We start from the raw sequence: 25,739 nt of genomic DNA on the forward strand, positions 1-25,739 counted from the left end.
GGAGGTTCTGTGACCCAGCCCTGGGACGAGACGGCCGACGTCGTGGTGGTCGGCTCGGGCGCGGCCGGCGCGTGCGCCGCGATCGAGGCCGCCGACGCGGGCGCCCGGGTGCTCGTGCTCGACCGATTCGGCGGCGGTGGCGCCACCGCGATCTCGGGCGGCGTCGTGTACGCCGGGGGCGGCACCCGGCAGCAGCGTGCGGCCGGCGTCGCCGACACCCCGCAGGAAATGTTCGACTACCTGCGCGAAGAGGTGGGCGACGCGGTCTCGCCGGCCACGCTGCGCCGGTTCTGCGAGCAGAGCCCTGGCATGGTCGACTGGCTCGCGGGGCTCGGCGTGCCGTTCGACCCGCGGGTCTGTCCGTACAAGACCTCGTACCCCACCAACGAGCACTATCTGTACTTCTCCGGAAGCGAGACCTCGTTCGGCCAGCGGGCGCCGCGCGGGCACCGGGTGCTCGCGCGCGGCACCTCCGGCCGGATGCTGTACGCCCGGCTCGCCGCGGCGACCCGCAAGCGGGGCGTGGTGCTGCTCGCCCAGACCCGCGCTTCAGGGTTGCTGACCGATGCCGGCGGCCGCGTGACCGGAGTCGAGTGCCGCACCCTGCGCGCCGCCCCGGCCTGGGCCCGGCTCGGCCACCGCGTGCTGCACCGGTGGTCGGTCAAACCCGGCGTCTACCTGCCGGGGCTGGGCCGCGCGCTGCACCGCCCGGTCGCCTGGCTGGAGCGGCGCTACGGCCGCCCGCTGCGGGTCGGGGCCGCGCGCGGCGTGGTGCTGGCCGCGGGCGGCTTCGTCTTCGACCGGTCGATGATGCGCGAACACGCCCCCGACTACCGTGGCGGCCTGCGGCTCGGCACGCCCGGCGACGACGGCTCGGGCATCCGGCTCGGCGTCGCGGCCGGGGCCGGCACCGCCCACCTCGACCGGGTCACCATCTGGCGGTTCCTGTCCCCGCCCTCGGCCATGCTCGGCGGCCTGCTGGTCGACCGGGACGGCCGGCGCGTCTGCGACGAGTCCCGGTACGGCGCGGCCGTCGGCGAGGCGATCCTGCGCTCGCCCGGCGGACGGGCCTGGCTGCTGCTCGACGCCGAGGTGCTGGCCGAGTGCCGCCGCCAGGTGCGCGCGCAGACCTTGTGGTTCCAGCGGTGGCAGGCGCGCTGGCTGCTCACCTCCGGCCGGATGACCGCGTCCACCCCCGAGGCGGTCGCGCGCCGGGCCGGGGTGGACCCCACCGGGCTGGCCGCCGCGCTCGCGGAGAGCGGGAAGGGTCTGACCACGCCGCCGTACTCGTTGATCGACGTCTCCGTGCGCAACCGGCCCGCCGTGCCGGCGCCCATGCTCACCCTCGGCGGCCTGCGGGTCGACGAGGAGACCGGGCAGGCGCTGCGGCCGGATGGGCGCTTCATAGAAGGCCTCTACGCCGCCGGCCGCACCGCCGTCGGCATCTGCTCCCGCAGCTACGTCAGCGGGCTCTCGCTGGCCGACTGCGTCTTCTCGGGACGCCGGGCGGGCCACAGCGCCGCCATCCAGGACAGGGGAGGACTGCATGCTCACCGAGGCTGACTGCCGCGCGCTCGCCGACCGGCTGTTCGTCGCCGAGCGCGACCGGCAGCCGATCCTGCCGCTGGTGGCCGAACGGCCGGATCTGACCGCCGCCGACGCGTACGCGATTCAGCTCCGGAATGTGCGCCGCCGCGGCGGCGCGGTCGTCGGCCACAAGGTCGGCCTCTCGTCGAAGGCCATGCAGCAGATGATGGGCGTCGACGAGCCGGATTACGGGCATCTGATGGCCGACATGCGGCTGTCCGAGAGCCGACCGGCCGACGCGAGGCGCTACTGCTACCCGCGGGTCGAGATCGAGGTCGCGTTCCTGCTCGGCGCCGACCTGCCCGGCGGGGGCTGCACCGAGAACGACGTGCTGGCCGCCACCGAGGCGTTCGCCCCGTCGATCGAGCTGATCGACAGCCGCATCCAGGACTGGAAGATCAGCCTGGCCGACACCATCGCCGACAACGCGTCCTCGGCCGGCTTCGTCGTCGGCACGTCCCGTGTGCTGCCGTCCGATGTGGATCCGCGCGGCATCGATGCGGTCCTCTACTGCAACGGTTCGCTCGCGGTCGAGGGCCGGTCGGATGCGGTCCTCGGCAACCCGGTCACCGCGGTGGCCTGGCTGGCTCGCACGGTCGCCGGCTTCGGGGTACGGCTGCGCGCGGGTCACCTGGTGCTGCCCGGCGCGTGCTGCCGGGCCGTGGATGCGAACCCGGGCGACGAGTTCCGGGCGGTCTTCACCGGTCTCGGCGAGGTCCGGCTGACGTTTGCGAAGGAATCGGCATGACTCTCACGGCCGCCATCGTCGGATCCGGCAACATCGGCACCGACCTGATGTACAAGCTTCAGCGCTCGGAGCAGATCGAGCCACAGTGGATGGTTGGCATCGATCCCGGCAGCCCGGGCCTGCGTCGCGCCGCTTCCCAAGGCCTTGCGGTGAGCGCCAAGGGTGTCGACTGGCTGCTCGCCCAGGACCCGCTGCCCGACATCGTCTTCGAGGCCACCTCGGCGGCCGTGCACCGGGCCGCCGCGCCCCGCTACGCCGAGGCCGGCATCCGCGCCATCGACCTCACCCCGGCCGCCGTCGGCCCGCTGGTCGTGCCCGAAGTCAACCTGCATGAGCACCTCGACGCCCCCAACCTCAACCTCATCACCTGCGGCGGCCAGGCGACGATCCCGATGGTGTATGCGGTCTCCCGCCGCACCCCCGTCAGCTACGCCGAGATCGTGGCGACCGTCGCCTCCCGCTCGGCCGGCCCCGGCACCCGAGCGAACATCGACGAGTTCACCCGCACCACCGGCCGCGCCCTCGAACTGGTCGGCGGGGCCGGGCGGGGCAAGGCGATCGTCGTACTCAACCCGGCCGACCCGCCGCTCGTCATGCGCGACACCGTGTTCTGCGCGATCGGCCCCGACGCCGACAGGTCCGCGGTCGCCGAATCCATTCGGGAGATGGCCGCCGAGGTGGCCCGGTACGTGCCCGGCTACCGGCTGCTCAACGAGCCGCAGTTCGACGAGGGCCGCGTCGCGATCTTCGTGGAGATCACCGGGGCCGGGGACTTCCTCCCGCCGTACGCGGGAAATCTGGACATCATGACCGCGGCCGCGACGCGCGTGGGAGAGGAACTGGCCTCATGACCGCCGACATCCGGATCACCGATTCCTCGTTGCGGGACGGCTCGCACGCCAAGCGCCACCAGTTCACCGTCGGCGAGGTGACCTCGGTGGTCGCGGCCCTCGACGCGGCCGGGGTTCCGGTCATCGAGGTGACCCACGGCGACGGCCTGGGCGGCTCGTCCTTCACCTACGGCCTGAGCCGCACGCCCGAGCAGGAGCTCATCGGCGCCGCCGTGAAGACCGCGACGCGCGCGAAGATCGCCTTCCTGATGCTGCCGGGGATCGGCCTGTTCGACGACATCCGCGCGGCGGCCGGCAACGGCGCGACGGTCTGCCGGATAGCGAGCCACTGCACCGAGGCCGACATCACCGAGCAGCATTTCGGCCTGGCCCGCAAGCTCGGCCTCGAGACGGTCGGCTTCCTGATGATGGCGCACTCCCAGCCGCCCGAGGCCCTCGCTCGGCAGGCCCGCATCATGGCCGACGCCGGCTGCCAGTGCGTGTACGTGGTCGACTCGGCCGGCGCGCTCGTGCTCGACCAGACCGCCGACCGGGTCGCCGCGCTGGTGGCCGAGCTCGGCGACGACGCGCAGGTCGGCTTCCACGGCCACGAGAACCTCGGGCTCGGCGTCGCCAACTCGGTGCTGGCCGTGCGGGCCGGCGCCAAGCAGATCGACGGCAGCACCCGCCGGTTCGGCGCCGGCGCCGGCAACACCCCGGTGGAGGCCTTCGTCGGCGTCTGCGACAAGCTCGGCATCGAGACCGGCGTCGACTTCTTCGCCATCGTGGACGCCGCGGAGGATGTCGTGCGGCCGGTCATGGCCGACGAGTGCAAGCTCGACCGGATGGCCCTCATCATGGGATACGCCGGGGTCTACTCGAGCTTCCTCGGCCACGCCTTCACCCTCGCCCAGCGCTACCAGGTCTCCGGTGCGGAAATCTTGGTGCGAGCGGGCGAACGGCGACTGGTCGGCGGCCAGGAGGACCAGCTCATCGACATCGCCGTGCAGCTCAGTAATAGGTGACCGAGACCTCTTCGCTGCGGGCCAGGGCCTGGCAGGCGAGGATGTAGCCCTCGTCGAAATCTTCCTGCTCGAGCACCTCGTTGTTGACCAGGTCGACCTTGCCGCGCAGCATCCGCAGCGCGCAGGCGCCGCAGTGGCCCTGCCGGCACGAGAAGGGCGGGTTGAGCCCGGCCCCGATGATCACGTCGAGCATGCGGCTGCCGGCCGGCCACGGCAGCCGGCGCGTCTGACCGTCGATCTCCACCTCGAGCGTGGCGTCCATGGATTTCTCCTGCTCGACATCGAAGCGCTCGACGTGCACGCGACCCTCCGGCACACCGGCTCGCCGCAGCGCGTCGCGGGCCGTCGCGACGAAAGGCTCAGGGCCGCACACGTACGTGTCACGGCTGTCGTTCTCGGGGATCAGTGAGGCGAGCGCGGTCGCGTCGGGGGCGCCGCGCTCACTGTCCAGCCAGTGCGTCACCCTCAGGCGGTCGCCGTGCCGCTCGCGGAGCTCGGCCAGCTCGGCGGCGAAGATGACCGATTGCTCGTCCCGGTTCGCGTAGACCAGCTCGAGCCGGCCGCGGCCGTGCGCGAGCACCGATTTGATGATGCCCATCACCGGCGTGATGCCGCTGCCGCCGGCGAGCAGCAACAGGTCGTCGTCGAGCGAGGCGGGCGTGAACTCCCCGGCGGGCGGGAGCAGCTCGAGCGTGCCCCCCGCCCGGATGTGGTCGCAGATCCAGTTGGACGCCTGCCCGTCGCGTACCCGCTTGACGGTGATCTTCAGATCGGTGTCGGTGTGCGGGGAGCTGGAGAGCGAGTAGCAGCGCGCTACGTTCCCGCCGTTGTGCGGCACCATGACCGTCAGATACTGCCCGGGGCGGTAGGCGAACGCCGCGGCCAGCGCCGGCGGCACGCTCAGGACCAGCGAATGCGCGTCGGGCGTCTCGGCGATGACCTCGGCGACGCGCAGCCGGTGGACCATCAGCTCACCTCCAGCTTGCCCGCGCGCACCGCGTCGTCGATGCTGGCGCGCAGGTCGGAGCAGGTGGGCACCAGTGCGTTGAGCTTCGCGGCGCACATGCTCGTCGCGGCGGTCGTCCATTGCACGCTGGTCTGTTGCGGGCTCGACTTCCGGACCCGGACCAGCGCGCAGCAGCGCCGGCAGGACAGCTCCGCGAATCCGCCCTCCAGATATTCCTGCCGCTCGGTCAGCGTCATGCCGTCTTCTTCAGGTTCGCTTCGACCTCGGCGGTCCACGTCTCGACCGCCCGGGTCGTGTCGACCTCGAACTCGTACCGGGCCACCATGTCCTCGGTGACATCCTCGACGTCCACGTAGAACTGCTCGTACCAGCGGCGCAGTTGGTAGACCGGGCCGTCCTCGGCGCACAGCAGCGGGTTGTCGATCCGGGTCTTGTGCTTCCAGATCTCCACGTCCTGCTCGAAGCCGATGCCGATGCTCTTGGCGAACTTGAGCGCCGCCCGCTCGGCCTGCTCGGTGGTGAGGCCGGGCAGCCGCTTGACGATGACGCCCCACTGCAGCACGAACGAGTTCGCCGACACCGGGTAGTGGCAGTTGATGAGCACCGACTCGACGTCGATGCCGCGGTAGTTGTTGTAGAGATAATCGATCATGTACGAGGGGCCGTAGTAGGCCGCCTCCGAGCGCAGCGTCGCGTCGCCGGACTGCCGCGCCGTGATCGGCACGTCCGGCCGCGGCCGGGTCTCGAGGAACTGCGAGGCCACGTGGCCCTCGAGGACGTTCTTGAAGAACGTCGGGAACGCGAAGTGGATGTAGAAGAAGTGGGCCATGTCCACGACGTTGTCGATGACCTCGCGGCAGTTCGCCCCGTCGATCCGGATCGAGTCCCACGTCCAGGCGCTCCACTCGTCGGAGAAGGCGCCCTCGATGTGCGGGATCGTGATGCCGGGCGGCGGCGCCGCACCCTGCGGATCGTTCCAGACGAAGAGCTGTTTGTTCTCCTCCAGCGTCTGCCACGAGCGGGTGCGGGCGCGCAGAGGAACGCGATGGGCGTACGGGACGGCGGCGCACCGGCCGTCGCCGCGCCACCGCCAGTCGTGGAAGGGACAGGCGATCTCGTCGCCCTTGATGGTGCCCATCGTGAGGTCGCCGCCCATGTGCCGGCAGTACCCGTCGAGCACATGCAGGGCGCCCGACGAATCCGCGAAGACCACCAGCTTGGTGCCGAACGCCTCGATCGCGTGCGGCTCGCCGTCGCGGTAGGAGTCGGCCAGCCCCAGGCAGTGCCAGCCCCGGGCGAACCTGGTCGGCAGCGCCCCGGTGTCGATCGTGCGTGCTTGCGCGCCGTCGCTCATGTGTCGCTCCCAGGTTCGGCGGTAGCCCCTCAGGTAGAACGTGTTCTAGTATAGGGACCGTTCAGTTCGCCAGCCAAGCCAGCATTCGTGTATCAGGCCGGAGGGATCTCATGGAGGTCGCAGCCGTAGCGTCAGGCGTGCGGGAACTGTTACCTGTTCTCCGGGACAGGGCGCAGGAGACGGAGGACCGCCGCGCCCTCTCGGCCGAGACGGTCAAATCGCTGGCCGAGACCGGCTTCTTCAAGCTGCTCCAGCCCGCCCGCTTCGGCGGGTTCGAGGCCGACCCGCTGACATTCCTCGGCTGCGTGCGTGACATCGCGTCGGCGTGCGGCTCGACCGGCTGGGTCGCCTCCGTGATCGGGGTGCACAACTGGCAGATGGCGCTCTTCCCCGACCAGGCCCAGCAGGATGTCTGGGGCGACGACCCCGGCACGCTGATGTCCTCGTCGTACGCGCCGACCGGCAAGATCCAGGCGGTCGAGGGCGGCTACCGGGTGAGCGGGCGGTGGAGCTTCTCCTCCGGCTGCGACCACGCCACCTGGGTGCTGCTCGGCGGAATCGTGCCGCCCGGCGAGGGCGGCGCGCCCGCCGACTTCCGCACCTTCCTGATCCCGGCCGCCGACTACACCATCGAGGACGTCTGGCACACCATCGGGCTGCGCGGCACCGGCAGCAACGACATCGTGGTGGCCGGCGCGTTCGTCCCGGCGTACCGGTCGCTCAGCTTCGGCGACACGGCCCGCTGCGTCTGCCCCGGCCAGGAGCTCAACACCGCCCCGCTGTACCGCATCCCGTACGGCTCGATCTTCCCGTACTCGATCACCACGCCGATCATCGGCATGGCCACCGGGGCGTACGACGCGCACGTGACCTACATGCAGGAACGGGTGCGGGCCGCGTACGCCGGGGTGCGCGCGGCCGAGGACCCGTACTCGCAGGTGCGGGTCGCCCGGGCCGGCGCCGACGTGGACGCCGCCTGGAACGCGCTCGCCGCCGACATGACCGAGCTGATGGGCCTGGCGCGTGCCGGCGAGAAGCTGCCGATGCGGCTGCGCCTGCGGATACGCCGCGATCAGGTGCGCGGCACCGAGCTGGCGATCCAGGCCGTGGATCGGCTCTTCGAGAACTCGGGCGGCCGGGCGATCTACACTTCGCACCCGATGCAGCGGTTCTGGCGCGACGCGCACGCGGGCCGGGTGCACGCCATCAACGACCCCGAGCGGGCGTTGTCGATGTACGGGCGCGGCGAGTTCGGCCTGTCCGTCGCCGACGCGATGGTGTGAGGCTGTCATGAGTCTTCATTTCCATCGGGCCGGGCCGGTCGGCGCGACTCCGGTCGTGCTGCTTCACGGCGGCGGGCCGGGTGCTTCGGCCATGAGCAACTTCGCGCGGACGATTCCCGTCTTCGCCAAACGATTCGACACCATCGCCGTCGACCAGCCCGGGTACGGCGGGTCCGATATCGGCGCCATCACCTCGCAGTACTTCACCCACTCCGCCGACGCCCTCGCCGCCCTGCTCGACGAGCTCGGCCTCGATCGGGTCGACCTGGTCGGCAACTCGCTCGGCGGCGGCACCGCGGTCCGGTTCGCCCTGCGCCATCCCGCTCGGGCCGGCAAGCTGCTGCTGATGGGCCCGGGCGGGCTGAGCCTCAACGTGTTCGCCGCCGACCCAACCGAGGGCGTCAAGCGGCTCGGCGCGTTCGGCGCCGCACCCAGCCGCGAGAAGCTGGCCGCGTTCCTTCGTACGCTCGTCTTCGACAAGTCGCTGATCACCGACGAGCTGATCGACGAGCGCCTCGCCGCCGCCTCCACACCGTCCGCGCTGCGCGCCATGCGCGAGATGGGCGCGTCGTTCACCGACCCGGCGCGCTACGAGGACGGCCTGCTCTGGCGGGACGCGCACCGGCTGCGCAACGAGGTTCTGCTGGTGTGGGGCCGGGAAGACCGGGTCAACCCGCTCGACGGCGCGCTGGTCGCGCTGAAGGTGATCCGTCGCTGCCGGCTGCATGTCTTCGGCGGCTGCGGGCACTGGGCGCACCTCGAGAAGTTCGACGAGTTCAACCGCCTCGCGTTCGACTTCCTGGAAGGGGACAGGTCGTGAGTCTCATCCGATCCCTCGGCTACCTGCGGGTCGAGGCCACCGACGTGCCCGCGTGGCGGGAGTTCGGCGTCAAGGTCCTCGGCATGACCGAGGGCCGTGGCCCCGACCCCTCGGCCGCCTATCTGCGCATGGACGAACTGCCGGCCCGCATCGTGGTCGTGCCCGGCGACCGCGACCGCCTCGCCGCCAGCGGCTGGGAACTGGCCGACCCCGTTTCACTGGGGCGCCTGACCGGCGTGCTGGAGGAGGCCGGCGTCGCTTTCAAGGCCGCCGGCGCCGACGAGCTCGCCGACCGCAGGGTCGCCCAGATGGTCAGCGTCGACGACCCGGCCGGCAACCGGCTCGAGTTCTTCTGCGGCGCCGCGCTCGACACCCGCCCCGCCATCAGCGCTTACGGGACGAGGTTCGTCACCGGCGAGCAGGGCATGGGCCACGTGGTGCTGCCGACCTTCGACGACGCCGCCGGCCTGCGCTTCTGGACCGAGGTGCTCGGCTTCCGCCTGCGCGACTCGATGCGCCTGATCCCCGAGACCGTCGGCCTGCCGCCCAGCGACCGGCCGCTGTGGATGCGGTTCCTCGGCTGCGGCCCCCGCCACCACAGCGTCGCCCTCGCACCCATCCCCGCGCCCAGCGGCCTCGTCCACCTGATGACCGAGACCGAGACGATCGACGACGTGGGCCGCGCCATCGACCGCTGCGCCCGCAACAAGGCCCCGATGATCTCCACCCTGGGCCGGCACGCCAACGACAACATGATCTCGTTCTACGTGCGTACGCCGAGCGGCTTCGACATCGAGTACGGCACCGCCGGCCTCACCGTCGACGACAACACCTGGGTGGCCCGGCAGACCACGGCGCACAGCGTGTGGGGCCACCGGTTCGCCGCCGGCGGCGGGCACTGAGGCCGGGGTGACCGTCATCCCGGCCGCGGTCGAAGCCCGGGAGTTCCGCCGGGTCTTCGGCCACTTCTGCACGGGCGTCACCATCGTCACGACGGCCGACGAGGAAGGCCCGGCCGGCTTCGCCTGCCAGGCCTTCGCCCCGCTGTCCCTGGATCCGCCGCTCGTGCTGTTCTGCCCGCAGGCCGGCTCTTCGACGTGGGCGCGGATCCGGCGGACCGGCGTCTTCGGCGTCAACGTCCTGGCCGAGGGTCACGACGAGCTGTCCCGCGCCTTCGGCATCCGGGGCGACGACAAGTTCGCCGGCGTCTCCTGGACCCCTTCGCCGGCCGGAGTGCCGATCCTATCCGGGGCGCTGACCTGGGCCGAGTGCCGCATCGAAGCCGTGCACCCCGGCGGCGACCACGCGATCGTGGTGGGCCGGGTCTTGACCCTCGGCGAATGCCGCGGCGACGGCCCGCTGCTGTTCTTCAAGGGCCGTTACCACGCTGCCGCCCCATCCTCGCCGAACGCCTCACCCGAGGTCGTCGACACCCTGCTGGCCTGGCCCCGCCACACCGACTGGATCTAGTCTTGGACTGGCCCCGCCCTACCGGGTGGGGCGGTTCGTGGGGTGGCGGCCGCCCCTTCAGCTGGTGCCGGACGAGCATCCTTCGGACACGCCAGAAGGTGCGCCGGTGCAGCCTTTGGTGCAGCCCTCGTCAGTGGGCTTGTCGGTGCCCGGGCATCGGCCGATGCTGATTGCCGGTCGCCCGGTGCGGCCGTGGCCCACAGGGGCCCGGATCGGAGGGGGGCCGGTGAAGCTCGCGGTGAGGCCCAGATGACGTACGGGCTGGGGGTAGACCTCGGGACCACCTGGACCGCGGCGGCCGTGCGGCGCGGCAACGCCGTGGAGGTGCTCCGGCTCGGCGGCCGGCGGCCCGAGATCCCGTCGGTGATCTTCCTGCCCGGGAATGGGCCGGTGCTGGTCGGCGAGCCGGCCGCGCGCCGCGGCGAGGAGCAACCGGGCCGGCTGGCCCGCGAGTTCAAGCGCCGGGTCGGCGATCCGGTGCCGCTGCTGATCGGCGGTTCGCCCTATCCGGCGCACGTGCTGCTCGCCCGCCAGCTGGAGCACGTTCTGGCGGTTGCCACGGCTGCCGAGCAGGGACCGCCCGGCTCCGTGGTGCTCACCTGCCCCGCGAACTGGGGTCCGTACAAGCGCGATCTACTGCAGCAGGCGGCGCGTCTGGCCGACGCGCCGCAGGTGGTTCTGCACAGCGAGCCAGAGGCAGCGGCGATCTCGTACGCGGCAGGCGAGCACATGGCCGACGGCGACATGGTGGCCGTCTACGACCTGGGCGGCGGCACCTTCGACGCGGCCGTGCTGCGCCGCACCCCGGGCGGGTTCGAGCTGCTCGGCACGCCGGAGGGAATCGAGCAGCTGGGCGGGGCCGACTTCGACGAGGCGGTCTTCGACCACGTGACCCGGCTCCTGCCGGCCGACCGGCTGGCCGGGGACGATCCCGAGCTGCTGGCGGCCCTCACCCGCTTGCGGCGGGACTGCGTGGACGCCAAGGAGGCGCTGTCCTTCGACACCGAGGTGATGATCCCGGTGGCGCTGCCCGGCCTGCACACCCGGGTGCGGCTGACCCGGCGCGAGTTCGAGGCGATGATCGCGCCGGCGCTGCACGAGACGGTGCGCGCGCTGGGCCGGGCGCTGCGCTCGGCCGAGGTGGGCCCGGAGCAGCTTCGGGTGGTCCTGATGGCCGGTGGGTCGTCGCGGATCCCGCTGGCCGGGGCGCTGGTGGGCGAGGCGTTCGAACGTCCGGTCGTGGTCGACCCCGACCCGGAGCACAGCATCGCGCTGGGCGCGGCCCGGTTGACCGGCTCCCTCCCCGCGCCGCCGCCGGCACCTGGGCCGCCCGCATCCACCGCGCCAGAGCAGCCCGCGCGGTCCGCGTCCGCGCCGTCCCCGCCCGCGCCGTCCCCGCCCGCGCCGTCCGCGTCCGCGCCGTCCGCGTCCGCGCCGGCTCCGTCGGCCGCGTCCATCGCCGCCCGGGCGGCCGCGCCGATCCCAGCTTCCGCGCCGCCGGCCTCCGCGCCGCCCTCAACGCCATCGGCCGAGCCGCCCACGCAGCCGGCCGACCCGCCGACCCAGCCGCTTGCGATCGGCCGGGCCAACCCGGGCGAGGCCACCGAGCAGCTGCCCGACGCGTCCGGGCGGGGCCGGCGCCGCCTCCGCATCCTGATCGCGGCCGCGGCCGTCCTGGCGATCGCCGTCAGCGTCCCGATCACCGTGCGACTGCTGCGCGCCGACGACCACCCGGCCGCAGAGCAGCCACCCGCTGCCAGCGCCAGCGCCAGCGCCCCGGCCTGCGGCTTCACCGAGGAGTTCACCGGCGCCACGGTCGACCCGGCCTGGGAGCGCAACCGGCAGGGCCAGACGATCGCCGTGAGCGGCGGTGCGGCGAGCCTCAACCCTCCGGACGGCGCGGACATCTACAAGGCCAACATGACGGCCCCGATGCTGCTGCGGCCGGTCACCGGCGACTTCGTCCTGGAGGCCACGGTGGAGGCGTCCCCGGCCGTCTTCTACCAGGGCGCCGGGTTGCTGCTCTGGAACGGCCCGGACAGCTACGTGCGGATCGAGCGCGGCTTCGGCGGGACCGGAACGGTCGGCTTCGAGTACAAGGACGGCGGCCCGCACAAGTGGGTGCACGGGCCGCTGCCCAGCGAGCATCCGATCAAGACCGAGGCCACCCGGCTGGTCCTCCGGATGACCCGGACGGGCGGAAAAATCACCGGCTCCTGGCGCCCGGCCGACAAGCTCGACTTCGCCGAGCTGGCCGGCGTCCCGATGACCCTGCCGCAAACCGTGCGGGTCGGCGTGGCCGCGCTCAACCGGGCCCAGTTCGGGGCGAAGCCCACGCCGTTCCACGCCCGCGTCGAGCGGATCGCGATCACGTGCTGATCCCTCGGTAGGCGCGGATCAGGACAGGAAGCTCCCGTACGGGCCGGCCATGATGGCGTTCTTCTGCGCCTGGCTGAAGTGGGTGTTCGGGTAGCTGTAGAACGACGCGGACATCGGCGTGCCGTCGGTGGAGGTGGAGTCGGGCAGGCCGAAGCCGTGGCCGAGCTCGTGCACCATGCCGCCGTACCAGCGATTCATCGCGCCGTTGATGCCGGCCGCGCCGTCGGCGTCGTGCCCGCTGAGCACCACCCAGCCGGGGCTCGCGCCGCCGCCGGACTGGTTCGTCTCCTCCGCGCTGATCTCGCCGACGCACAGCCACCGGCTGTCCGGGTTGCTGATGCCGAACCGGCGCATCAGCTCCTGGTGCATGTTCCCGACCACGCACCAGTAGTGGTCGCTGCCGCTGCAGTTGGTGGTGATGTACCAGTTCCGGTCGTGCTCACCGTTGACCACCTCGACGACGGTGTTGTTGAGCGTGAAGGTCTTGCCGAGCTCCTGCTTGTAGTAGCGCTGGGCCTCGCGCATGACGGCGGCGATGCCGTCCGGGTAGCGCTGGTCGTACGCGACGTCGGTGGGCTTGAGGTAGAAGACCCGGACGGTCTTGAGGGCCGGGCCGGTCGGCGGGGAAGTGGGCGGGATCGTGGTGGGCGACGTTGTCGGGGGCGTTGTCGAGGGCGTTGTCGGTGTCACCGAGCCGGTGCAGGCGACGCCGTTGAGCGTGAAGGCGGACGGCGCCGGGTTGCTGCCGGTCCAGGATCCGTTGAAGCCGAACGAGGCGCTGCCGTTGGTGGCGAGCGCGCCGTTGTACGAGGCGTTGACGGCGGTCACCGCGGCGCCGCTCTGGGTCACCGTGGCGTTCCACGCCTGGGTGACGGCCTGCCCCGCGCCGAACGACCACCGCAGCGTCCACCCGGTGATCGGGTCGCCGAGGTTGGTGACGGCCACACTGGCGCCGAAGCCGCCCTGCCATTGCGAGCTGATCGCGTACGACACCTGGCAGCCGGCCGCGGCGGCGCTGGCTCCCTGCGCGGTGACCGCGACGGTAGCGCCCAGGGTGGCCGCGGCGGCAACCGCCAGCAGGCGGCGGGTTCGTCGAGAAACCATCGTTTCCTCCAGGACATGAGATCGACGTTCGTCAATCAAGATGCCTGCCGAAAACGTTTTCGTAAAGGGGTCAGCCCAGCAATGCCGCCGCCAGTCGGTCGAGATGGGTGGCGGGCGCGCCGAACAGTTGTGCGTCGGCATACGCGCGGCGCAGGTAGAGGTGGGCGTCGTGCTCCCAGGTGATCGCGATGCCGCCGTGCATCTGGACCATCTCGCCGGCGATCGCCTGCAGGGCCTCCGAGCAGTACACCTTGGCCATCGCGGCCGGCGTCGAAGCGTCGGAAGAGCCGGCCACCAGGGCCTCCGCGGCGGTCCAGGAGGCGGTGGTCGCGGCCTCCAGGCGCAGGTACGCCTCGGCCAGCCGGTGCTGGAGCACCTGGAACGAGCCGATCGGCCGGCCGAACTGGACGCGTTGCTGCACGTACTCGTGGGTGGCCTCGAACGCCCGTGACGCCGCACCGACCTGTTCGGCACTCAGCGCCACGCAGGCCAGGTCACGCAGCCATGCCACGGAGACACTGCCGGCTCGCCGGCCGGGCGCCCCGTCGAACCGGACCGTGGCGAGCCGCCGGGTCGGGTCGAGCACGTCAGCCGGTTCCACGGTGACCCCGGGCGCGTTCGCCGCGACCTCCCAGAGCGCGTCTCCGGTCGCCACCAGCAGGACCTCCGGGGCGTCGAGCACCTGATGCGCCACCCCGCTGATCCTGCCCGCGGCATCGCAGCTCAACTCGCCCTGCCAGGCGACCGAGGCGATCAGGTCGCCGGCGCAGACGCCGGGCAGCAGCCGCTCACACGCCTGCTGGTCGCCGGCGCGCAACAGGGCCTGGGTGGCGAGCACCGCGCAGCCGAGCATCGGCCCCGGGGTGAGCGTCCGGCCCCACTCGCCCAGCACCACGTGCGACTCGAGCAGGGTCGCGCCGGCCCCGCCGTACGCCTCGGGAACCGCGAGACCCGCGACTCCGATCTCCTTGCAGAGCCGCTGCCAGAGGCCGGCGTCGTAGCCGGCCGGCTGCCCGGCGGCCACGCGCGCGGGGTGGCCGGCCAGCAGGCCGCGTACGGCGTCGCGCAGCGCCCGGTGTTCCTCGGTCAGTTCCATGCGCCCCCCTTGGACAGCTCCGCCATCACTCGCGCCCGATGGTCGGCCGGGGTGCCCCAGGCGAGGCTCAGCGCCCGCACCTTCGTCAGCCAGCGGCCGAGCCCGTGCTCCTGCGTGTAGCCGATCGCGCCGTGCACCTGCAGCGCCGCGCGGGCGGCCCGGCCGGCGGCGTCGGCGCAGGCCACCTTCGCGGCCGAGACGTCGCGGGCGGCCAGGGTCACCGCGGCCGCGTACAGCAGCGGGCGGGCGAACTCCAGCCCCACCGCCACGTCGGCCAGCCGGTGCTGCACGGCCTGGAACCGCCCGATCGGCCCGCCGAACTGGACCCTGGTCCGCGCGTGCGCCACCGCCGCCTCGAGCAGCGCCCGGCCCGCGCCGAGCAGCTGCGCGGCGCAGACCAGCACGCCGAGGTCGAGGGCACGGCCGACCGCCGGGCAGACCTCGGCGGGGCCGTCGGCGGAGACTTCGTAGAGCCGCCGCGTGCGGTCCATCGAGGACCGGGCGGCGCCGGGTCGAGCCGGCCCGACCACGTCCCCGTCGGCGAGCAGCACCAGGTCGGCGGCGTCCGCGTCGGTGGCATAGGGCAGCCACGGCGGCGCGGCGAGGGTCGCCAGGAAGCGGCCGGCGGCCAGCTCCGGCAGCCACTTGCCGGGCTCGCCCAGCGCCGCGAGCAGCGTGGGCACCGCGGCGAGCGACTCGGCGATCGGGCCCGGCAACGCGTGGTGGCCCAGCTCCTCGGCGGCGACGACCAGGTCGGCCGCGCCGGCGCCCAGCCCGCCCCAGCGCACCGGGACGAGCAGCCCGGTGACCCCCACCTCGGCGAGTTGCGACCAGATGCGCCGAGCGGGGTCGTGGTCGCCGCAAGCCCAGCTCTCCGCGGCCTGCGGCACCGCGGCGGCGGACAGCAGGTCGTGCAGCGCGGCCCCGAAGGCGCCCTGCTCCGGCGACGGCGCCAGCCTCATCGGGGGAGTCCCAGCACCCGCGTGGCGACGATGCCGCGCTGGATCTCGTTGGTGCCCGCGTAGATCGGGCCCGCGAGCGAGAACAGGTAGCCGCCGGTCCACGCGGCCTCGGTCTCGGCGCGCGGGCCGAGCACGTCCAGCGCGGTCTCGTGCAACGCCACGTCCAGCTCCGACCAGAACAGCTTGGTCAGGCTGGCGTCGCTTCCGGACGGCGGCCGGTCCAGCGCGGCGAAGGCGTGCATCCGGTACGCCTGCGCGCCGATCCACGCGTCCGCCACCCGGTCGCGCAGCGCCGGGTCGCCGTGTTCCTGCCAGAGCGCCACCAGCCGCCGGGCCGCCGCCATGAACCGGCCCGGGCTGCGCAGGGTCAGCCCGCGCTCGTGCCCGGCCGTGCTCATCGCCACCCGCCAGCCGTCCCCGGGCTCGCCGATCACGTCGGCGTCGGGGACGAACACGTCGTCCAGGAAGATCTCGGCGAAGCCGGGCTCGCCGTCGAGCTGCCGGATCGGCCGCACGGTGACCCCGGGCGCGCGCAGGCCGAACATCAGGTAGGTGAGGCCGCGGTGGCGCTCGGCCCCGGGGTCGCTGCGGAACAGCCCGAACGCCCGGTCGGCGACGACCGCCCGGGAGCTCCACGTCTTCTGCCCGGACAGCAGCCAGCCGCCCTCGGTGCGGCGCGCGCGGGAGCGGATCGCCGCGAGGTCGCTGCCCGCTTCGGGCTCGGACCAGGCCTGCGCCCACACCTCGTCGGCGCGGGCCATCGGCGGCAGGATCCGGTCGCGCTGCTCCTGGGTGCCGTGCGCCAGCAGCGTCGGTGCGAGCAGGAACAGGCCGTTCTGGCCGATCCGGGCCGGTGCGCCGGCGGCGTGGTATTCCTCTTCGAACAGCAGTGCGTGCAGCGGCGGGGCGGCCCGGCCGCCGTACCGCTCGGGCCAGGAGACCACCGCGAGTCGCGCGTCCGCGAGCCGCCGTTCCCAGGCGCGCAGCGCTTCCGCTCCTTCAGGAATCGGGGTGGGAACGTTGGCGGCCAGCCATTCCCGGACCTCGTCGCGGAACGCCAGCGCGGCCGGGTCGAGGTCGAGGTTCACGACGAGGCCTTCTTCATGGCGGCCGGATCGAGCCCCGCCAGGGGGTTTCCGGTCACCTCGGCGTTGTGTGCGTGGGCGACGTGATGCAGCCCGAAGACCGCGTCCATGCCCGCGCGCATGCCCATCTGATCTTCGCATTGGTTCACCGCGCGCTTGGCCAGCGCGAGGCCGAAGGCCGGCATCGCGCTGACGCGCTCCGCGAGCGCGAACACGGTGGGTTCGAGCTCGGCGCGCGGCACCACGCGATTGACCATTCCTATTTCGTACGCCCGGCGCGCGCCGAACCGGTCGCCGGTGAACAGCATCTCGCGGGCGAACCGGGGGCCGAGCACCCATGGATGCGCGAAGTACTCGACCCCCGGGATGCCCATGCGCAGCACCGGATCGGCGAAGAAGGCGTCCTCGGCCGCGACGATCAGGTCGCACACCCAGGCCAGCATGAGGCCGCCGGCGATGCAGGCGCCCTGCACCATGGCGATCGCCGGTTTCGGCATCTCCCGCCACCGACGGCACATGCTCAGGTAGACCTCCATCTCGCGGGCGTAGCGGCGGTCGGCGCCCTCCTTGCCGGTGTGGTCCCACCAGATCGCCGCGCGCCGGGGGAACGACGTGTCCGCGTCGCGTTCCGGGGTGCCGATGTCGTGGCCGGCCGAGAAGTGGTCGCCCGCACCGGCCAGCACGATCACCCGGACCTCGTCGTCGTCCACCGCGCGGGTGAACGCCGCGTCCAGGGCGTACGTCATCGCCGAGTTCTGCGCGTTGCGGTACCGCGGCCGGTTCATCGTCACCAGGCCGACCACGCCCCGGCGCTCGTAGAGCACTTCGTCACCCATCGGCGGCCTCCGCGCGCAACAGATACTTGAGGACCTTGCCGGAGGCGTTGTGCGGTACCGCGGCCCGCAGCTCGACCGAGCGCGGCACCTTGTACCCGGCGAGCCGGGCCCGGCAGAACTCGATCACCTCCGGCGCGGTGAGCGAGTGGCCCGGCCGGCACACCACGTACGCCCGGCCGACCTCGCCGAGCCGCGGGTCGGCCACCCCGACGACCGCCGACTCGGCCACCCCCGGGAGCCCGGCCAGGGCGCGCTCCACCTCGGCCGGGTACACGTTGAAGCCGCCGCAGATGTACATGTCCTTGAGCCGGTCGGTGATGGTCAGGTATCCGCGCTCGTCGAGCCGCCCGATGTCGCCGGTGTGCAGCCAGCCGTCGGCGTCGATCGCCTCGGCGGTGGCCTCCGGGTCGTCGAGGTAGCCGAGCATCGTGTTCGGCCCGCGCAGCAGAACCTCGCCGCCCTCCTGGCCGCCCCGCTCGCCGATGCGCACCTCGAAGCCCGCCGCGGCCCGGCCGCACGTCTGCGCGACGGTCAGCGCGTCGTCGCCGGGCCGGCACATCGTGGCCACCACCGCCTCCGTCAGCCCGTACGCGGTCAGCACCTCGGCACCCAGTTCCTTGCGCATCCGTTCGACCAGCGCCGGCGGCACCGTGGCCGCCCCGGTCACCGCCAGGCGCAGGCTCGACAGGTCGTGCCCCGCCGCGCCGGGATGGTCCATGAGGCTGGTGTAGAGGGTGGGCGGGCCGGGCAGCACGGTGATCCGCTGCTCGCCGATCAGCGCCATCGTGCGGGGCACGTCGAACACCGCCTGCGGCACGATGGCCGCGCCGCTGACCAGGCAGGCCAGGATGCCCGCCTTGAGGCCGAAGCTGTTGAAGAACGGGTTCACCACCAGGTAGCGGTCGCCGGGGCTCAGCCCGGCTATGGCGGCCCAGGCGGCAGCGACCGCGAGGGACTGCCGGTGGGCGCTCATCACGCCCTTGCTGCGCCCGGTGGTGCCCGAGGTGAACAGGACGTCGGCGACGTCATCGGGGGTGACCGCGGCGGCGCGCGCGTCGGCCTCGGATTCGGGAACCGTCGCGCCCCGGGACAGGAACTCGTCCCAACCAGAGGGCACCTGGACGACGAGCTGGGGGAGGGGGATGCCCTCCTCGGCCGCGGCGGCGCGCAGGGCCTCGAGGCGGTCGACGCCGAGGAAGGGGCCGACCACGAAGAGGCCGCGGGCGTCGCTGCGGTGGATGACGTCGAGCGCCTCGACGCCGGTGAACCGGGTGTTGACCGGCACCAGGGTGAGGCTCGCGTAGCTCGCGCCGAGCGCGGCCAGCACCCACTGCGCCGAATTGGGCGCCCAGAGCGCGAGCCGATCGCCGGGCCGCAGGCCGCCGGCGATCAATGCCCGCGCGACGCGACGGACCTCGGCGAGCAGTTCCTCGTAGGTCAGTCGCTCCAGGGCCGGCGCCGTGCCGAAGTCGCGGGCGGCGCCGATGAGGTTCGCCGGAATGGTCGACGTCACCGGGCCTCCCTGCAGCTCCGCGCGGATGGTCAACCAAGCAAGTGCTTGGTAGGGTGAGCCTACGCGCGGAGCGGGAGGCGACGCCAGTGGACGATGACCGGGAGTTCCGGCGCGAGATCCGGGATTGGCTCGCCGCGAACGTGACCGATGAGCTGCGCGGCGCCGGCGGCGCCGGCCGCGAGAACGAGGTCTTCGAGCAGCGCCTCGATTTCGCCCGCCGCCTGGCCGCGGCCGGCTGGAGCACCCTCGCGTGGCCGGTCGAGTACGGCGGGCGCGGCGCGTCGCTGGCGCGCCAGGTCATCTTCCACGAGGAGTACGCGCGGTCCGGCGCCCCCGGCCGCGTCGACCACATCGGCATCACCATGGTCGGGCCCACCCTCATCGCGCTCGGCTCCGACGCGCAGCGGCAACGCTTCCTGCCCGGCATCGCCGCGGCGAGCGAGCTGTGGTGCCAGGGCTACTCCGAGCCCGGGGCCGGCTCCGACCTCGCCGCGGTCACCACCCGCGCCCGCCTCGACGGCGACCACTGGGTGCTCACCGGTCAGAAGGTGTGGACGTCGCTGGCGCACGTCGCCGACTGGTGCTTCGTGCTGGCCCGCACCGCGCCCATCCCCGAGGGCGCCTCCCGCCACGCCGGACTGTCCTACCTTCTGGTGCCGATGCGCCAGCCCGGCGTCACGGTCCGCCCGATCCGGCAGCTCACCGGCGACAGCGAGTTCAACGAGGTCTTCTTCGACGAAGCCTGCACCGAGCGCGACCTGGTGGTCGGCGAGCCCGGCCAGGGCTGGCGGGTCGCGATGGCGACGCTCGGCTTCGAGCGCGGCGCGGCCACGGTCGGCCAGCAGGTCGGCTTCCAGCGCGACCTCGACCACCTCGTGGCGCTGGCGCGGCGCACGGGCGCGGTGGACGACCCGGCCGTGCGGGAACGGCTGACCCGGGCCTGGATCGACCTGACCGTCCTGCGCGCGCACACGCTGCGGGTGCTGGCCGCGCCGCCCACCATGGGCACCGCCACGGTCATCAAGCTGCTCTGGTCGCGCTGGCGGCAGGGGCTCGGCGAGCTCGCCATGACCGTGCTCGGCCCGGCCGGGGTGGCCGCGCGGCCCGGCGACCACGATGTCGACCGCTGGCGCCGGCTGTTCCTGTTCAGCCGGGCCGACACCATCTACGGCGGCTCCAACGAGATTCAGCGCGGCATCCTCGCCGAGCGGGTCCTCGGCCTGCCCCGGCAGGACCGGCGGTGACCGCGCCGCCGGAGGGGCACGGGCTGCTCGACGGCAAGACCGTGGTCGTCACCGCGGCGGCGGGCGCCGGCATCGGGGCCGCCATCGCCGAGCGCTGCCTCGCCGAGGGCGCCCAGGTCGTGCTCAGCGATAGCCACGAGCAAAGGCTCGCCGAGGCACACGAGCGCCTGACGAAGGCGTACGCGACAAAGGTCTGGTCGTTGCCCTGCGACGTCACCGACGACGACGCGGTGCGGGCGCTGATCGACGGCGCCGTGGGCGAGTACGGCCGGCTCGACGTGATGATCAACAACGCCGGGCTGGGCGGGAACCGGCCGGTCACCGAGATGAGCGACGACGAGTGGGCCCGGGTCCTCGACGTCACGCTGACCGGAACGTTCCGGTGCACCCGCGCCGCGCTGGGCCAGATGATCGCGCAGGGCGGCGGTGGCGCGGTCGTCAACAACGCCTCGGTGCTGGGCTGGCGGGCGCAGGCCGGGCAGGCGCACTACGCCGCCGCGAAGGCCGGCGTCATGGCATTCACCCGCTGCGCGGCGCTCGATGTGGCCGCGCACGGCATCCGGGTCAACGCGGTGGCGCCCAGCCTCGCCGCGCATCCCTTTCTCACCAGGGTGATCGGCGAACAGGAGCTGGCCGATCTCGCCCGGCGCGAGGCGTTCGGCCGGGCCGCGCGGCCCTGGGAGGTGGCGACCGTCGTGGCGTTCCTGGCCAGCGACTACGCCTCGTACCTGACGGGCGAGGTGATCTCCGTGAGCAGCCAGCACCCGTGACCGCGACGGTGGTGTGGCGGCTGCGCGTGGCCACCTGCTGCGTGCTGCTGACCGCGCTCTCGTTCTGGCAGCAGCCCGGCCGGATCGTGCCGGACACCAAAGTGGACCTCGTGGTCGCGCCCGGCGCGTGGCTGGCCCGGGTGCTGCACGCCTGGGATCCGTCCGGGAACTTCGGGCAGATGCAGAACCAGGCGTACGGCTACCTGTGGCCGATGGGGCCGTTCTTCGCGCTCGGCAAGCTGCTCGGCGTGCCCGCCTGGGCCATGCAGCGGCTGTGGTGGGCGCTGCTGCTGTGTGCCGCGTTCACCGGCGTGGTGCTGCTGGCCGGGCGGCTCGGCATCGGCACGCCCGCGGCCCGGCTCTTCGGCGGGGTGGTCTTCGCCCTCTCCCCGCGCATCCTCAGTGAACTGGGCCCGGTCTCGGTCGAGGCGTGGCCCACCGCCGTCGCGCCCTGGGTGCTGCTGCCGCTGGTGGGTCTCGCGCGCGGCCCGGTTCCGGCCCGGCGGCTGCTGCGGGCGGTCGCGCTCTCGGCGCTGGCGGTGGCCACGGCCGGCGGGGTCAATGCCACCGCGGTGGTCGCGGTGCTGCCGCTGCCGCTGCTGTGGCTTCTCACCGTACGGCCATGGCGGTGGCGCATTGCGGTGGCGGCCGCCTGGGGTTTCGCGGTCGCCTGTGCCACGGCCTGGTGGGTGGTGCCGCTGCTGCTGCTCGGCCGGTACAGCCCGCCGTTCCTCGAATACATCGAGACGGCCGCGACCACCACCCGCACCACCGATGTGGTGAGCACCGTGCGCGGCGCGTCGCACTGGCTGGCGTACCTCGGCGGAGCCTACGGACCCGGCTGGCCGGCAGGCTGGCGGCTGGCGGTCGGGGTTCCGCTGGTGGTCGCCACCATGGTGGTGGCCGGTCTCGGGCTTGCAGGTCTTTCCCGGCGCGGCCTGCCGCACCGGCGGTTCCTCATCGCGGCGGCGCTGGCCGGGGTGGCGGTGGTGGGCCTCGGCCATCTTTCCGCGGCGCCGGGCGCCGGCGCCGAAAGCGTGCGCGTCTGGCTCGACGCGGGCGGGGCGCCGCTGCGCAACCTGCACAAGTTCGACGTCCTCCTGCGCCTGCCACTCGTGCTCGGATTCACCCATCTTCTCGGCATCGTCCTGCGGGCTCGGGCCCCTCTTCCCATTCCAGCCGTTCCCAAAGCTGGTTTTCTCAGGGCCGCTCTTCTCGCCGCCACCGCGGGCACGGCGCTCGCGGTGGCGGCGGGGCCGGCTCTCGCCGGCGGGCTGCCGGGTCAGGGCACGTTCGCCGAGGTTCCGCAATACTGGCGTACGGCCGCCGCGTGGCTCGACGCGCACGCCGGCGCCGGGCGCACCCTGGTCGTGCCCGGCGCCCGCTTCCCGAGCTACCTGTGGGGCGCGCCGGGCGACGAGATGGTCCAGCCGCTGATGCGCTCCGGCTGGGCAGTGCGCAACTCGATCCCGCTCGTCCCGCCCACCACCGTGCGGTTCCTCGACACCGTGGAATCCGTGCTGGCCTCCGGTCAGGGCTCGCCCGGTCTGGCCGCCATGCTCTCCCGATCGGGCGTGCGCTACCTGCTGGTCCGCGCCGACCTGGACACCGGCCGAACCGACTCGCTGCGGCAGCTCACGGTGCGCGCCGCGCTGGCCGCCTCGCCCGGCCTGCGGCCCGTCACCGGTTTCGGCCCGCCGGTCGGCGGGCAGCCCGCCGGCTCCTACGTGGACCGCGGCCTGGACATCCCGGTGCCCGCGCTCGCGGTGTACGAGGTGGCCGGCGCCGCCGCGCCGGTCGGCGCCTACGACCTGGCCGACACGCGAACGGTGGTGGGCGGGCCGGAGTCGCTGCTCGCGCTCGCCGACGCCGGCCGGCTGAGCCCGGCGCCCACCATGCTCGCCTCCGACCAGCCCGCCGGCCTGACCACCGGCGGCACCGTCGTCACCGACGGCCTGCGCCGGCGGGAGGTCAACTTCGGGCAGGCGCACGACAACGCGTCGGCGACGATGACCGCCACCGAGCCGTGGCGGCTCGCCCAGCCGGCACACGACTACACGCCCACCGTGTCGCCACCGAACTCCGCCGGAGCCACCCGCTGGCAGACCGTCGCGCGCTACCTCGGCGTGCGGGACATCGAGGCGTCCAGCTCCTACAGCCAGGCGCTGACGCTCGTCGGCAACCGGCCGGAACATCTGCCGTACGCGGCGGTCGACGGCGACCCGGCGACCTCGTGGCGCTCGGCGCCCGGCACGGCGGCGGTGGGGCAATGGCTCACCGTGACCCTCGACCGCCCCCGCCGGCTCCAGCAGGTGCGGATCACCTTCGACCTCGGCGCCGACGCCATCCCCACCCGGATCGCCGTGCGGGCGGGCAACGAGCGACACGAGATCCCGGTCGCGGATGCGACGGTGACCGTGCCGCTCGAGGGGTGGTTCGCGGTCACCGACATCACCATCGAGGTCACGGCGGTCTGGAGCGTGCGGCTCGGCTACGGCGGCGTCGGCCTCGCCGAGCTGGCCGTACCGGGCGTCTCGGCGCACCGCACGCTGGTACTGCCCGCCGAACCGGGTTCCGCCACGACCGGCGACAGCATGGTCGCGATGGCGACACGCGCGTCCGCGCCGAGTGTGCTGCTCGGCGCGGCGCCGTCCGTGCCGTCCTGTTTCTTCGCCGACGGGCTGCCCTACTGTGCCGCCACGGCGTCGCGCGGTTCGGAGGACGGCACGGCTCTCGACCGTACGGTGCCGTGGTCGCTACCCGGCGCCTACACCGCCCAGCTGTGGGGCCGGCCGCGCGCCGGACCGGCGCTCGACGCCCTGCTCGACCGGGCGATCGCCGGCCCCGACACCCCGTGGGTCACCGCCTCCTCGACCGGCGTCCCCGATCCCGCCGCCCGGGCCGGCACGGTCGTCGACGGCAACCCGGACACCGTCTGGTACGCGAGCGACGAGGACCGCACGCCGTGGCTGCGGCTCGACTGGGCGTCCCCGCGCACCCTCACCGGCCTGCGCATCACGCTCCCGGACCGGGCCGCGGCGGCCCACCCGTGGGCGGTGACGGTGCTGACCGACGCGGGGTCGCGTTCCGGCACCCTCGACGCCCAGGGGCAACTCCGTCTCGACCCGCCGGTGCGCACCGACGAGCTCACGGTGCTGTTCGGCGGGGTGCCGGAGGCGGTCTCGTTCAGCCCGTACGCCAATCGCTTCGAGCGTTTGCCGGTCGGCGTGGGCGAGGTGACCGTGTTGTCCGACCGCGGGCAGTCCGGTCCCGCCGGGGGAGCGGCCACCGTGGTCCGCGTGCCGTGCGGCAGCGGGCCGGCCCTGCAGATCGGCGACCGGCGGATCCGGACGGCGTTCACCGCGACCGTGTCCGACCTCCTCGGGCGGCGCGAGCTCCCGATGCGGCTGTGCGAGACCGATCAGGTGAAGCCGGGCACGGCGGAGGGCGTGGTGCGGGTCGTGGCCACCGCAAGCGCGGCGGCGTCGCCGGCCCGGCTGGCGCTGCTGCCCGTCTCGGACGGGCCGGCCGCGGCGCCGGTGGACAGCGTGCTCTCGATCGACCGGTGGGATGCCGACCGGCGGCGGGTCACGCTCGCGCCGTGGGCCACGTCGCGGATCCTGGTGTTGCGGGAGAACACCAACGCGGGGTGGCGGGCCCGGATCGGCGCCCGGACGCTGCGGCCGATCGTGGTCGACGGGTGGCAGCAGGGGTGGATCGTCCCGGCCGGACTGTCGGGCGTGGCGACCATCGAGTTCGCGCCGGACGGGCTGTACCGGGCCGGGCTGGCCGGCGGCGCGGTCCTCGCGGCCGCGGTCGTGCTGGCTGCCTTACCGATCGGTCGGTCAGCGACCGCGGCGGTCCCGCCGGACCGGCGCGACCCCCACCGGCCGGCCGGGCCGGACCAGCTCCGGCAAGCTGGGCGCGACTCCTTCCGGCCGCGGGGGCGCGGCCTCTGGAGGCGTCGTGGGCGGGGCTTCCCGGGGCGTCGCGAGCGGGGTCGCCGGGGCGGTGGCTTCCTGGTCGTTCTGGGTGGAGTCTTCCTGGTGGTGGCCGGTGGCTACGCCGCGACGGCCCTGGCGCTGCTCGGCGTCCTGGCACTGCTTGTGCTGTCGGCCGTCGCACGGGTCGCACCCAGCGACCGGCGTCGTGCGCTGCGCCGCGCCGTGCTGCGCGGGCTGAGGTGGGCGCCGGTCGTCCTCTTCTCGGTCGCCTGCCTGCTGTCGCTACGATCCGGCAGCCCGCACGTGGCGTCGGGGCCTCAGCTCGCGGGACTGGCCGCGTTCGCCGCGCTCTGGCTCGGCACACTGCCGTTCGCCCCCGGCCCGGCCCGATCGGCCGATCGAGCGCCGGCTGCCCCCGCTCCCGCCGTCGGCGCGTCGGCTGCCCCCGCGTCGGCTGCCCCCGCGTCGGCTGCCCCCGCTTCAGCTGCCCCCGCTTCAGCTGCCCCCGCTTCAGCTGCCCACACTGCCGTTGCCACAGGCGGGCCTGCCGTGGCCGGCCCTTCCGCGGCCGGTCCTGCCTCCGTCATCCCCGGGCCGGGCCGGCCTGCGTCCCCGGACGGCGAAGGGGACTGACCACCGGCACGCGCGGTGCGGGTGAACCGGCGGCCGAACTCCTGCAGCGGCTGCTCCAGGCCGTACCAGCTCAGGGTCGCCAGGACCAG

Annotated in this window: 21 protein-coding genes; 12 read left to right on the forward strand and 9 right to left on the reverse strand. The window is 73.5% G+C overall.

Annotated elements, in window-relative coordinates; all coding sequences use genetic code 11:
* The first annotated feature begins 9 nt into the window (after positions 1–9).
* The 4 genes from ACIA5D_RS06050 to dmpG are packed head-to-tail and all read left to right on the forward strand — an operon-like array spanning position 10 to position 4,190.
* Positions 10–1,563, forward strand: coding sequence for an FAD-binding protein (locus ACIA5D_RS06050; RefSeq protein ID WP_396028744.1), 1,554 nt, complete (start codon positions 10–12; stop codon positions 1,561–1,563).
* A complete protein-coding gene (locus ACIA5D_RS06055) occupies positions 1,547–2,335 on the forward strand; it encodes a 2-keto-4-pentenoate hydratase (protein ID WP_396028745.1) in 789 nt (262 codons plus the stop codon). The genes ACIA5D_RS06050 and ACIA5D_RS06055 overlap by 17 nt, the downstream gene beginning before the upstream one ends.
* Positions 2,332–3,186 carry an acetaldehyde dehydrogenase (acetylating) gene (locus tag ACIA5D_RS06060; protein WP_396028746.1) on the forward strand — a complete coding sequence of 285 codons (855 nt, stop codon included), beginning with the start codon at positions 2,332–2,334 and terminating at the stop codon, positions 3,184–3,186. The genes ACIA5D_RS06055 and ACIA5D_RS06060 overlap by 4 nt, the downstream gene beginning before the upstream one ends.
* Positions 3,183–4,190, forward strand: coding sequence for a 4-hydroxy-2-oxovalerate aldolase (dmpG, locus tag ACIA5D_RS06065; protein ID WP_396028747.1), 1,008 nt, complete (start codon positions 3,183–3,185; stop codon positions 4,188–4,190). Before ACIA5D_RS06060 ends, dmpG begins: the two co-directional genes overlap by 4 nt.
* On the opposite strand, the gene ACIA5D_RS06070 is transcribed toward dmpG, so the two are convergent.
* From ACIA5D_RS06070 to ACIA5D_RS06080, 3 genes are read right to left on the reverse strand one after another with little or no spacing between them, the layout of a single operon-like run.
* Entirely contained in the window at positions 4,177–5,157 is a 981-nt protein-coding gene (locus ACIA5D_RS06070; RefSeq protein WP_396028748.1) for a 2Fe-2S iron-sulfur cluster-binding protein, read from the reverse strand. The two genes, dmpG and ACIA5D_RS06070, sit on opposite strands and share 14 nt — an antisense overlap.
* Positions 5,157–5,393, reverse strand: coding sequence for a hypothetical protein (locus ACIA5D_RS06075; RefSeq protein ID WP_396028749.1), 237 nt, complete (start codon positions 5,391–5,393; stop codon positions 5,157–5,159). Before ACIA5D_RS06075 ends, ACIA5D_RS06070 begins: the two co-directional genes overlap by 1 nt.
* Complete coding sequence (locus ACIA5D_RS06080) at positions 5,390–6,511, reverse strand: Rieske 2Fe-2S domain-containing protein (RefSeq protein WP_396028750.1); 1,122 nt, start codon at positions 6,509–6,511, stop codon at positions 5,390–5,392. The genes ACIA5D_RS06075 and ACIA5D_RS06080 overlap by 4 nt, the downstream gene beginning before the upstream one ends.
* 110 nt (positions 6,512–6,621) lie before the next feature.
* On the opposite strand from ACIA5D_RS06080, the gene hsaA reads away from it, so the two are divergent.
* The 5 genes from hsaA to ACIA5D_RS06105 all read left to right on the forward strand — a co-directional run bounded on the left by hsaA (position 6,622) and on the right by ACIA5D_RS06105 (position 12,463).
* Positions 6,622–7,794 carry a 3-hydroxy-9,10-secoandrosta-1,3,5(10)-triene-9,17-dione monooxygenase oxygenase subunit gene (hsaA, locus tag ACIA5D_RS06085; protein WP_396028751.1) on the forward strand — a complete coding sequence of 391 codons (1,173 nt, stop codon included), beginning with the start codon at positions 6,622–6,624 and terminating at the stop codon, positions 7,792–7,794.
* A 7-nt stretch (positions 7,795–7,801) separates the two neighbouring features.
* Complete coding sequence (gene hsaD / locus ACIA5D_RS06090) at positions 7,802–8,614, forward strand: 4,5:9,10-diseco-3-hydroxy-5,9,17-trioxoandrosta-1(10),2-diene-4-oate hydrolase (protein WP_396028752.1); 813 nt, start codon at positions 7,802–7,804, stop codon at positions 8,612–8,614.
* A complete protein-coding gene (hsaC, locus tag ACIA5D_RS06095) occupies positions 8,611–9,516 on the forward strand; it encodes an iron-dependent extradiol dioxygenase HsaC (RefSeq protein WP_396028753.1) in 906 nt (301 codons plus the stop codon). The genes hsaD and hsaC overlap by 4 nt, the downstream gene beginning before the upstream one ends.
* 16 nt (positions 9,517–9,532) lie before the next feature.
* Positions 9,533–10,084 (forward strand): 3-hydroxy-9,10-secoandrosta-1,3,5(10)-triene-9,17-dione monooxygenase reductase subunit, encoded by a 552-nt coding sequence (gene hsaB, locus ACIA5D_RS06100; RefSeq protein ID WP_396029484.1) that lies wholly within the window; start codon positions 9,533–9,535, stop codon positions 10,082–10,084.
* A 249-nt stretch (positions 10,085–10,333) separates the two neighbouring features.
* Positions 10,334–12,463 carry an Hsp70 family protein gene (locus tag ACIA5D_RS06105; protein WP_396028754.1) on the forward strand — a complete coding sequence of 710 codons (2,130 nt, stop codon included), beginning with the start codon at positions 10,334–10,336 and terminating at the stop codon, positions 12,461–12,463.
* Positions 12,464–12,481: 18 nt separating this feature from the next.
* Here the strand turns inward: ACIA5D_RS06105 and ACIA5D_RS06110 are convergent, their stop codons facing one another.
* The 6 genes from ACIA5D_RS06110 to ACIA5D_RS06135 all read right to left on the reverse strand — a co-directional run bounded on the left by ACIA5D_RS06110 (position 12,482) and on the right by ACIA5D_RS06135 (position 19,059).
* A complete protein-coding gene (locus tag ACIA5D_RS06110; RefSeq protein WP_396028755.1) occupies positions 12,482–13,567 on the reverse strand; it encodes a cellulose binding domain-containing protein in 1,086 nt (361 codons plus the stop codon).
* A 70-nt stretch (positions 13,568–13,637) separates the two neighbouring features.
* Entirely contained in the window at positions 13,638–14,657 is a 1,020-nt protein-coding gene (locus ACIA5D_RS06115) for an acyl-CoA dehydrogenase family protein (protein WP_396029485.1), read from the reverse strand.
* Positions 14,654–15,625, reverse strand: a complete 972-nt coding sequence (locus ACIA5D_RS06120) for an acyl-CoA dehydrogenase family protein (RefSeq protein ID WP_396028756.1) — start codon at positions 15,623–15,625, stop codon at positions 14,654–14,656. The genes ACIA5D_RS06115 and ACIA5D_RS06120 overlap by 4 nt, the downstream gene beginning before the upstream one ends.
* Positions 15,622–16,713, reverse strand: a complete 1,092-nt coding sequence (locus ACIA5D_RS06125; RefSeq protein ID WP_396028757.1) for an acyl-CoA dehydrogenase family protein — start codon at positions 16,711–16,713, stop codon at positions 15,622–15,624. Before ACIA5D_RS06125 ends, ACIA5D_RS06120 begins: the two co-directional genes overlap by 4 nt.
* The gene (locus tag ACIA5D_RS06130) at positions 16,710–17,546 is read right to left on the reverse strand and encodes an enoyl-CoA hydratase (protein WP_396028758.1); all 837 of its coding nucleotides are present in this window, start codon (positions 17,544–17,546) and stop codon (positions 16,710–16,712) included. Before ACIA5D_RS06130 ends, ACIA5D_RS06125 begins: the two co-directional genes overlap by 4 nt.
* Positions 17,539–19,059 carry a FadD3 family acyl-CoA ligase gene (locus tag ACIA5D_RS06135; protein ID WP_396028759.1) on the reverse strand — a complete coding sequence of 507 codons (1,521 nt, stop codon included), beginning with the start codon at positions 19,057–19,059 and terminating at the stop codon, positions 17,539–17,541. The genes ACIA5D_RS06130 and ACIA5D_RS06135 overlap by 8 nt, the downstream gene beginning before the upstream one ends.
* A 53-nt stretch (positions 19,060–19,112) precedes the next feature.
* Here ACIA5D_RS06135 and ACIA5D_RS06140 point away from each other — a divergent pair, with 53 nt between their 5' ends.
* The 3 genes from ACIA5D_RS06140 to ACIA5D_RS06150 are packed head-to-tail and all read left to right on the forward strand — an operon-like array spanning position 19,113 to position 25,650.
* On the forward strand, positions 19,113–20,303 hold the full coding sequence (locus ACIA5D_RS06140) for an acyl-CoA dehydrogenase family protein (RefSeq protein ID WP_396028760.1): 1,191 nt from the start codon (positions 19,113–19,115) through the stop codon (positions 20,301–20,303).
* On the forward strand, positions 20,300–21,073 hold the full coding sequence (locus ACIA5D_RS06145; protein WP_396028761.1) for an SDR family oxidoreductase: 774 nt from the start codon (positions 20,300–20,302) through the stop codon (positions 21,071–21,073). Before ACIA5D_RS06140 ends, ACIA5D_RS06145 begins: the two co-directional genes overlap by 4 nt.
* Complete coding sequence (locus ACIA5D_RS06150; protein WP_396028762.1) at positions 21,070–25,650, forward strand: alpha-(1->3)-arabinofuranosyltransferase family protein; 4,581 nt, start codon at positions 21,070–21,072, stop codon at positions 25,648–25,650. Before ACIA5D_RS06145 ends, ACIA5D_RS06150 begins: the two co-directional genes overlap by 4 nt.
* Positions 25,651–25,739: the final 89 nt, after the last annotated feature.

This window comes from Actinoplanes sp. NPDC051513 (assembly GCF_044454685.1).
Classification (GTDB): domain Bacteria; phylum Actinomycetota; class Actinomycetes; order Mycobacteriales; family Micromonosporaceae; genus Actinoplanes.

Coding starts and splice junctions, on each gene's coding strand:
- ACIA5D_RS06055 (WP_396028745.1), top strand. CDS start 1,547: ATGCTCACCGAGGCTGACTGCCGCGCGCTCGCCGACCGGCTGTTCGTC.
- ACIA5D_RS06060 (WP_396028746.1), top strand. CDS start 2,332: ATGACTCTCACGGCCGCCATCGTCGGATCCGGCAACATCGGCACCGAC.
- dmpG (WP_396028747.1), top strand. CDS start 3,183: ATGACCGCCGACATCCGGATCACCGATTCCTCGTTGCGGGACGGCTCG.
- ACIA5D_RS06070 (WP_396028748.1), bottom strand. CDS start 5,157: ATGGTCCACCGGCTGCGCGTCGCCGAGGTCATCGCCGAGACGCCCGAC.
- ACIA5D_RS06075 (WP_396028749.1), bottom strand. CDS start 5,393: ATGACGCTGACCGAGCGGCAGGAATATCTGGAGGGCGGATTCGCGGAG.
- ACIA5D_RS06080 (WP_396028750.1), bottom strand. CDS start 6,511: ATGAGCGACGGCGCGCAAGCACGCACGATCGACACCGGGGCGCTGCCG.
- hsaA (WP_396028751.1), top strand. CDS start 6,622: ATGGAGGTCGCAGCCGTAGCGTCAGGCGTGCGGGAACTGTTACCTGTT.
- hsaD (WP_396028752.1), top strand. CDS start 7,802: ATGAGTCTTCATTTCCATCGGGCCGGGCCGGTCGGCGCGACTCCGGTC.
- ACIA5D_RS06105 (WP_396028754.1), top strand. CDS start 10,334: ATGACGTACGGGCTGGGGGTAGACCTCGGGACCACCTGGACCGCGGCG.
- ACIA5D_RS06110 (WP_396028755.1), bottom strand. CDS start 13,567: ATGGTTTCTCGACGAACCCGCCGCCTGCTGGCGGTTGCCGCCGCGGCC.
- ACIA5D_RS06120 (WP_396028756.1), bottom strand. CDS start 15,625: ATGAGGCTGGCGCCGTCGCCGGAGCAGGGCGCCTTCGGGGCCGCGCTG.
- ACIA5D_RS06130 (WP_396028758.1), bottom strand. CDS start 17,546: ATGGGTGACGAAGTGCTCTACGAGCGCCGGGGCGTGGTCGGCCTGGTG.